Annotated in this window: 5 protein-coding genes and 1 pseudogene; 3 read left to right on the forward strand and 3 right to left on the reverse strand. The window is 67.7% G+C overall.

Translation table 11 applies throughout. The annotated features are described in order from the left end of the window. Window positions 1-205 precede the first annotated feature (205 nt). Complete coding sequence (locus tag AB0H57_RS32035; RefSeq protein WP_357512406.1) at window positions 206-652, reverse strand: hypothetical protein; 447 nt, start codon at window positions 650-652, stop codon at window positions 206-208. 31 nt (window positions 653-683) lie between these two features. Between AB0H57_RS32035 and AB0H57_RS32040 the strand changes: the two are divergent. Continuing rightward, window positions 684-974: pseudogene (locus AB0H57_RS32040) on the forward strand (XRE family transcriptional regulator); the annotation flags it as partial. Window positions 975-1,420: 446 nt separating this feature from the next. Then, window positions 1,421-1,963, forward strand: coding sequence for a hypothetical protein (locus tag AB0H57_RS32045; protein WP_357512407.1), 543 nt, complete (start codon window positions 1,421-1,423; stop codon window positions 1,961-1,963). Between the two features lie 260 nt (window positions 1,964-2,223). Here AB0H57_RS32045 and AB0H57_RS32050 read toward each other — a convergent pair whose 3' ends face one another. Together AB0H57_RS32050 and AB0H57_RS32055 are read right to left on the reverse strand one after the other, a co-directional pair. Next, window positions 2,224-4,380 (reverse strand): MMPL family transporter, encoded by a 2,157-nt coding sequence (locus AB0H57_RS32050; protein ID WP_357512408.1) that lies wholly within the window; start codon window positions 4,378-4,380, stop codon window positions 2,224-2,226. Window positions 4,381-4,458: 78 nt separating this feature from the next. Next, entirely contained in the window at window positions 4,459-4,863 is a 405-nt protein-coding gene (locus AB0H57_RS32055) for a hypothetical protein (protein ID WP_357512409.1), read from the reverse strand. Window positions 4,864-5,164: 301 nt separating this feature from the next. Here AB0H57_RS32055 and AB0H57_RS32060 point away from each other — a divergent pair, with 301 nt between their 5' ends. Next, window positions 5,165-8,422, forward strand: a complete 3,258-nt coding sequence (locus tag AB0H57_RS32060; RefSeq protein ID WP_357512410.1) for a ThuA domain-containing protein — start codon at window positions 5,165-5,167, stop codon at window positions 8,420-8,422. The last annotated feature ends 243 nt before the right edge of the window (window positions 8,423-8,665 follow it).

Here is an 8,665-nt window from a genome sequence, read left to right on the forward strand (position 1 = left end):
GCTGGTGGACGCCGACAGCATCGCGCCGGCGGAGGTCCGGTGCCGGCCGGTGGCGCGTACCGTGATCATCGAGGTCGCCCCGGGGCACCCGGCGCCCGGCCGGCGTGGCGCGCCTGGCCACGCTGGTCGGCCTCACCCCGCCGATCGCAGCGAAGCCCGGATACGGCCATGCGTAAGCCCCGATCGTGCGGGTCGCGGCGCGCCCTCACATCGTCGCCAGAACCTGTCGGCCGTTGGCGAGTCGGGTGCTCTTGGCCTGCTCGTAGCGTTCGATGTCGGCGGAGCGGCTCGCGATCGTGCGCCGCTGGTGCTCCACCATCGCCGCCTGCCAGATCGTCACGAGACCCGTGCTGTCCTTGCAGACGACGTCGGCCACCGCGGTCCGGCGCTCCACGTCGCTGGGGCGGTCGGTGCTCCACCGCGGATCGTCGTTGGCCTGCCAGGGGTCGGCGTAGACGAACCCCTTGCCGGCCATGCACGTCGACCAGGCCCGGAACCCGGCCTGAACGCGCGGGTCCTGCTCTGCCTGATGGCCGGCCTGCAGCGCCATATCGTACAGGAGCGTCTCGCCGACGGATGGCCCGCCCTCGGCCAGGCGCCGGTTCGCCTCGCCGAGACAGCCGCCCTCAGGGATCCGGCCGCCGGCCGGCACCGGTCCGCCGGCGTCGAACCGGGTGCCGGTAAGCGTCGCCCGCTACCTCCACCAGGAGGTGACCCCGCTGCTCACCGACGGCCGGTACGACCACCCCACCGGTCAACGGCTGCTCAGCGCCGCCGCCGAACTGGCTCAACTCGCCGGTTGGCAGGCGTACGACATGGCCGAACACGGCATCGCCCAGCGGTACCTCACCCTCGCCCTGGACTTCGCCCACGCCGCCGGAGACGACGGCCTCGGCGCCGAGATCCTCGCGGCGATGAGCCACCAGGCCACCTACCTCGGCCACACCGCCACCGGCCTCGACCTGGCCCGCGCCGACAAGCCCGAGACGCCATTCCGGCTGGACGGCAGTCCCCTTCCGCCTTGGGCCAGCGCCAGCTGGCGGGTCGCCGTCTTCAACCGCATGAACTATGACGCTGCCGGATTTCACCGCGCTGGACGAACCATCGCCCGTCCAGGCGACCCAGCCTTCCACACCCGGACCTACACCTCCTGGCAACTCCTGCCAGGCGAACTCGAGCGCAACCTCACCGACGCGCGCGCCACACCCGAGCCATAACACCTACCATCAACGCACCAGTACTATTCGATCTCGACCTGGCGTCAAGCATCCTGCGACGCCGTTTCGTCAACCATCATGCGAGACCACGCATCGCCGGCAGCCGGTGGCCTGTAGGCGACCCAGCGGGGCTCCCGAAGGTCCCGTCGTGGTTTAGTGTCACGCCCGTGGATGGAAAACGCGCCCGACGGTGGGGGTTGGCGGTGCTCGTCCCGCTGGTCCTGGTGGCGTCCGGCGTCTTCGTGCTGCGGTGGCTGTCGGTGCAGGAGCCGCCGAAGCTGCCCGAGCCGTTCCGCGAGCAGCTGGCAGCGCGCGTGGTGGACATAATCGAGCACGACCCGACCTTCGACGGAAAGCACGATCCCGATGCACGGCCGGTCTGCGCCGCCTCGGTGTTCGGGGTGGCACCGGACTCCGCTGACACCATCGACGAGGTCCGCACGATCTACACGCTGGCGTTCTGCCAGTACCTCCCAAATGCCGACATCGGGAAGGGACCTGGCATCGACCTCAGCTCGCTCGGCGGCGTGTCGATGCCGATCGCCCTGCACCTGGGACCGCCGGTCACCCATCAGGAGCCGGAAGAGGGAGAAGGGATGTACACGGACAGCATCCGGCGGATCTTTCCGAAGTCCCTACAGGAGGCTGCGTTCAACGCCGAAACCGACCCGGCAATGAAGAACGCGGTCGACGACCGCATCACGCGCCTGCTGTCCTCACCGATGCCCTCGCCCTCCCACTCCTGACACCCAACATCCCCGCTGGGCAGCGGGCTTCCGCACGATCTCCAGCGTGATCTTCAAGGTGTCGCGGGTCCAGTCGACGAGACGGCCCGCGGAGCACGACCATCGCCCGTCGCAGTCGGATCGGGGAACCGGTTCCCCGGCGAGTGATTCGGAGCAGCTGCTGACCTTTCTGATCACTCAGCCGCCGCACACGTACAAGATCTGCCACCGCCACAGCCTGACCGGCACAACGCCGCCCCGCAGACAGGCCACCCGGCGTGTCATCCAACACCGTGAACGTTCGTGGTCACGGCACTAGCGGTCTGCCTGGAGGGCCACCAGTTTCGCTCACCGAGCAGCACCGCGAGAGCGGGGACGAGCAGGGCCCGGACGAGGAACGTGTCGGCGAGCAGGCCCAGGGTGATCACGAAGCCGATCTGAAACAGCGCCTCCATCGGAACCGCCATCAAGGTCGCGAAGGTGGCGGCCAGCACGAGGCCAGCGGAGGTGATCACGCCGCCGGTTCGCTCAAGCGCCTGCGTCACCGCGCGGCGGGTCTCGTGCTGCCGGCGCTGTTCGCTGATCCGGCTGAGGAGAAACACGTTGTAGTCGACGCCCAGGGCGACGATGAAGATGAACGTGTACAACGGCAGGGTTGGGTCTGAGGCCGGCTGGCCGAGGATGTGGGTGAAGATGAGGGAACTGACGCCGAGGGCGAAGCCGAAGGAGAGGATCACGGTCGCGATCACGTAAAGCGGCATCACCACCGCGCGCAGGAGCAGGGTGAGGACGAGGAGGATCAGGGCAAGGCCGACCGGGACGATCAGCCTGGTGTCACGCCTGAGTGCCTGGCGGGCATCGTAGTTCTCGGCCACGGTCCCGCCGATCAGGACGGTCCGGCCGTCGGCCGCGCGGTCAGCGATCTCGCGCAACACTGGGACGGTGTCGGTGGCCCGCTCTGAGAACGGATCCATCCGCAGGTCTGCGTCGAAGATGATCAAGTTTGTCGCGGGCCTTCGCTGGCCTTGCGCCGCCGCACCCAGGAAGCCGCTGTCCGCCCCGACCGACCTGGCCACGGCGTGCATGTCGGCGATGGGTGAGTGTGTGCCTTCGGTGAGAGCGCTCTGGACCTTCCCGCTTGCCTCGTCGGCTACGACGATGCGAAGCGGCGCCGCTCGGCCGGGGATGAAGTGGTTGCGGATCACCTGTTGACCGCGGACCGAGTCCGGCGCGTCGCGGAAGGACGCGGCGAAGTCGAGCGCCGGACGCCCGCCGATGGTGGCCAGCGCGCCCGCGGCGAGGAGAGCGGTGACCGCCGCGGCGATCACTCCGGGGCGTGCGTGAACAAGGCTCGCGACGCGCCCCCAAAACGTGACTGCAGGTGCGGCCTCGGGCTCGCGGCGGGGAATCGCGGGCCAGAACGCCCGTCGTCCGAGGGCGGTGAGCATCGCGGGCAGGAGCGTCAGACCGGCACAGACCATGATCGCGACGCCGAGGGCGAGGATCGGGCCCATCTCGCGCGTGGCGTTGGAGTCGGCAAGGGCGAGGACCAGCATCGCGCCGACGACGATCGCTCCGGCGGAGAGAATTGCCGGGCCGGTGCGCTGGGTGGCGGCGACCATCGCCTCCTCAACGTCCCGCGCCCGCCGCAGCTCGTCGCGAAACCGCGCCACGATCAGCAGACAGTAGTCGGTGCCCGCACCGAACATCAGCACGATCAGAATCGCGGTCGTCTGGCCGCTGACCGCGGTGAGGCCGGCGGCGACCAGACCGTAGGCGAGGCCGGCGGCGACGAGGTAGGCGACGGCGACGACGGCCAGCGGTACCAGAGCAATCAGCGGCGAGCGGTAGGTCGCGAGCAGCAGGAGCAGCAGGATGACGACCGTGACCGCCAAGAGGGTCTCGTTGATTCCTTTGACCGCAGCACTTCGATCGGCCTCAAAGCCGGCACGGCCGGTGACAAAGGCCCGCAATCCGCTCTCGTCGCCGGCGGCCGGCGGGACGACCTCGCGGATTGCCGCGACGGCCTGCTCGCTGGCGGGCGTCGAGCCGTCGGTCATCAGGACCGTGCTCAAGATGACGCTGTTGTCGGGTGAGGTGAGCAGCGAGCCGCCTGGGCTCATGTCGAGCGGGTCGGTCTTGCCGCACGCGCGCTGGTACGGGGTGGCGACCATCGTCAAGTTCGGGATCGCGCCGGACCGGCATAGCGCGCGGGCGTCTTCGTCGGCGCGCTGCCCGTCGTCCGCTGTGATCCCACCCTCGCGGAAGTAGGCGATCACCGCCGCTGTTTCGCTGCCGCGCTGGAACCGCTCATTGATGATCCGCTTGGCCTCCGCCGACTCCGACCCCCGGATGAGGAAGGTCTCGCTCTCGTCGGCGCCCCGCTCGCTGAGCTTGGCTTGTAGCGGCACCGCGAGCATCGCGAGCGCAAGCCACACCGCGATTACGACCCACCGTGACCGCCGACCGGTGGCGACTACGGAAGCCCTGGTGAGAGTGCGCATTGGGTCGCCGACCTAGAGTCCACCACCGACACCTTCTATGTGGCTGACGGTGCCACGCGCGATGTAGACATAGATCCTCGTCGGGTCGACCTCAATCGGCACAGGCTGGTTCTTGTCGTCCTCGCGCGCAACGACGATCTCGCAGTCGTGACGGGCCGCCTTCTCACGGGCCTCAGTGAGCTGCATTCCGAGCAGCTCCGCCGTATCGAAGGCGTTCTTTGCGGGCCGGTACTGGGTGACGCCCCTGTTCTGCCCCGTCTCCACCATCGGGCATTGAAGCGCCGTTAGGTCGCGTTCCCGCCCCGTCCTCTCCCCGGAATCGTCGCTACATCCCGCCAGAGCCAGTGCCCCGACGGCGATCGCAACTTTGGCCGCAGTGACGCTGAGAAGCCGCCTGTGAACCCTCTGCCCACCCATAGCAGGGACGCTAGCGGAGCGAACGGTCTCGTTCAAGACAACTAACGTCTTGGATCAACAAAAGCGGCGTTGGTAGCGGAAGGGCTTTTGCGGTTCGCAAGCGGAAGTTCTTGACGATCCACCAAAAGGGGACCATGCTACGGCTTCACCTTCAGGCGGTCGCACCATGTCGCTCCGACCCGCGGGGCTGGTAGCCGCCGCATTGGGAGAGGAAGTGAGTGGCATGTGGAACGCCGCGCTGCCTGCGCGGAGTGTGAGACGTCCTGGAATCGCTCTGATCGCGGTCGCTCTGGGGGCTCAGATGCTCGCCCCGGCGACCGCTGTCCAAGCGAAGAGCACCCGACAGGCTCCTAGCAGCATCCACTCGGCGGCTGCTGGCCCAGCGACAAGCACCCGGCAAGTTAGCAGCGCCCTCCCTGCGGCTCCTGACCAGGAGGAGGGCAAGAGGATCCTCATCTACACCGGCACGACCGGGTACCGGCACACCGATGGAATCAACAACGGTCGCCCAGTGGTGGAGGCCGCTCTCAAGGCCGCAGGCTACGAGGTTGACTGGGAGAACTGCGACAACAACGGTGGCGGCCCGAACAACTGCGACAACCCGGACAAGAATCCCCGGATCTTCACGGACGGGAACCTGGCCCGATACGACGCGATCCTGTTCCTGAACGCGTCGTGGTCGTGGGCCGGCGGCGGGCGGCCCGGACCGCTCCTCGACCATGCCCAGCGGGACGCGTTGATCCGCTTCACCCAGCACAGCGGCGGGATCGCGGCCGTGCACAACATGACTGACGCCGGCGCTGGCGTGTCCGCATGGGACTGGTGGGACGGCGGGCCGGACAGCGTCGTCGGCACGACGATGCGCGGCCACTCGAGCGGATCGGCGACCGGCAACGCCGCAACCGTCCAGGTTGCCGACCGAAACCACCTCTCCACCAAAGACCTGCCCGACACCTACAAGATCGCCGACGAGCATTACAACTTCGCCCGCAACGTCCGGGGCGACCACCACGTGCTCGCGACCTTCGATGAGCGCACCTACAACACAGGCACATACTCAATGGGCCAGGACCACCCCACGACGTGGTGCAAGCTCTACGACGGCGGCAACGTCAAGGACGGCACCGGCACCCCGCGGCCCTACAACGATGGGCGGACCTGGCTGACCTCGCAGGGCCACTTCGGCGTGCGTTACACCGAGAACGGTGGCGACAACCCGCTGATCAAGCAGATCGTCGGAGGGGTGCGCTGGGTCGCCGGCGAGGGGAAGAAGACCGACTGCTCCGGCACCGTGTGGTCGAACTTCACCCGCACGACCCTGGTCGACAATGTGAACGGCCCGATGGCTCTCGACGTGGCGCCGGACGGCAAGGTCTACTGGACCGAGATCGGCCCCAAGCAGGGGTACGAGTCCGAGGGCTACGTGAAGATGTACGACCCGAAGGGGCCGCCGAACAACTCAACCACGGTCGCGACGATCCCGACCCGCGCCGACCACGGCAACTCCGAGGACGGTGTGCTGGGAATGAGCTTGCAACCGGGCTTCGACCTGTCGAAACCGGACAAGGGTAACATCTACATCTACTATTCCCCGCGCAACCCCGGCGACTGGCCGACCACGGGCGACCAGCAGACGGTCGGCTACAACCTGGTCAGCCGCTTCACGCTGAACGAGACCGGCACCGCCTTCGAGCCGGCACCAGGCGGGCCGAAGCACCTGGACCCGGCACATCCATACATGGAGCGACAGGTCTTGCGCGTGCCCAAGGCGAAGATCTCCGGCAAACCCTCAGGCTTCCCGGGCGGCCCCACCGACAACGGCCCCGGCCATGTCGGCGGCGCGAGCCTGGTGTTCGACTCCGAAGGCAACCTCTACGTCGGCGTCGGCGACGACGTTTCCCCGAACGCGCCCGGCCACAACCGCTACACGCCGATGGACCATCGCGCCTCGGAACGCTGGGACGCGCGCAAGACGGCGGCCAACACCGCCGACCTGCGCGGGAAGATCCTGCGCATCAAACCGCGCGAGGGCCCGCCGCAGACCCCCGGGCGCGCACCCGATCCCGGTCTGGGCAAGACCTATACGGTCCCGAAGGGCAACATGTTCGCGCCGGGAACCCCGAACACCCGACCGGAGATCTACGGCATGGGCTTCCGGCAGCCGTTCACAGTGCACACCGACCCCGCCAACCCGGGTTCGGTCGTCGTCGGTGAGTTCTGCCACGACAACTCGGTGGACCAGCCCGACCGCGCCCCGGCCGGCGTCTGCGAGTGGAACAAGGTCGACGGGCCCGGTTTCTACGGCTGGCCGTTCTGCGTCGGTGACAACTCGAAGATCAACACCACATGGCGCTGGAACTACGAGGCCAACTCCTCGACCGGTCAGCAGTACGACTGCTCGCTCGACAAGCTCCCGTCCGACCTGAACTGGGCGCCGCCCGGCGGAAAAAATTCGCAACCCACATTCAAGGGTCTCGATGAGGTCCCGGGTCCCGCGAAGCCAGCGACGATCTGGCGCAAGTACCCCGGCAACCCCGGAAGTCAGGATCCAAAGGACTTCGGCGACCTGGCCGCAGGGGGAATGCAGCCGGTCACCGGCCCGGTCTACCGATACAAGGACAGCCGCGGTCCCGGCGCCTTCCCGGCCTACTACGACGGCTCCTGGCTGATCACTAACCGTGGCACCGACAACGGGTTCTGGAAGGAGGTCCGCCTGCGGCAGGACAACAACCAGATGCTCCGGGTCAACGACTGGCTGCCTGTCAACCACTTCGGCACGCCGAACAACAGCTTCGTGATCCCGACCAGGTTCGGGCCCGACGGCGCACTCTACATGGGGCGCTGGACCTTCGGCTGCTGCCGCAACCAGATCAACCCTCAAATGAAGATGCAGCTGATCAAAATCGAGTTCACGCCCGAGGCCGACCAGTGCAGGGACACCGATGCACCGACGGTCTCGCACCAGATCCAGGGCCAGGCCGATCCCGACCAGCAGAACACCTATATCGACTCGGCCACGCTGAGCCTCACCGCCAACGATGTCGGCTGTGCTGGCGTGGACAAGGTTGAGTACCGCGTCAACGGCGGAGCGTGGACCGCCTACAACGGGCCAGTACCGTTCAGGGACGCGGGGAAGTACACAGTCGACTATCGGGCCACCGATCGCCTCGGGAACGCCTCCAACCCGCAGAGCGTCACCTTCACCGTACGTGACAGCGGCGGAACGCTCCCCACGACGTGCGACATCAACGCCACGGGCACGCAGTGGAGTCCCGACAACTGCAAGATTGCCCGCGGCGGCACCATCACCTGGCACTTCAACGAGGCGGATGCGCGGTTCCCGCACGACGTCTGGCTCGTGCCGCCCGGCGGCAATCCGGATCCGAACGGCGGCGACATCTTCCAGGTCACCAACGGGCCCGTTTCGCCGGGAGGTCCGCCAGTCTCGTACACCTTCGATCGGGAAGGGGCCTGGACGGTCATCTGCAGGCTCCACGCCGGCTACGGCGGCGGGCAGTGGGTCGGCATGATCGCGACAGTTACGGTCGGAGGAGGATGAGTTAAGGCCTGATGGCCTGGTGGATCGGGCCCGGACACGCCGTCCGGGCCCGACCATCAGGCCCAGGCCTCTGTGGGCCGCCGCGCGTCGTGCGGGCTGCCGGAGGTAGCGGCCTCACCGCGGCTGCCGCTGTTACACCGAGTTACTTACTGGGCGTTTTGATCATTCCGGCTATGTATTGCTGCTTTCGTGGGCCTGGTCGCCGAGGCGTCGGCAGGGTCGAATGATCACCACTGAGGCCAG

This window comes from Micromonospora sp. NPDC050686 (assembly GCF_040654475.1).
Classification (GTDB): Bacteria; Actinomycetota; Actinomycetes; order Mycobacteriales; family Micromonosporaceae; genus Micromonospora.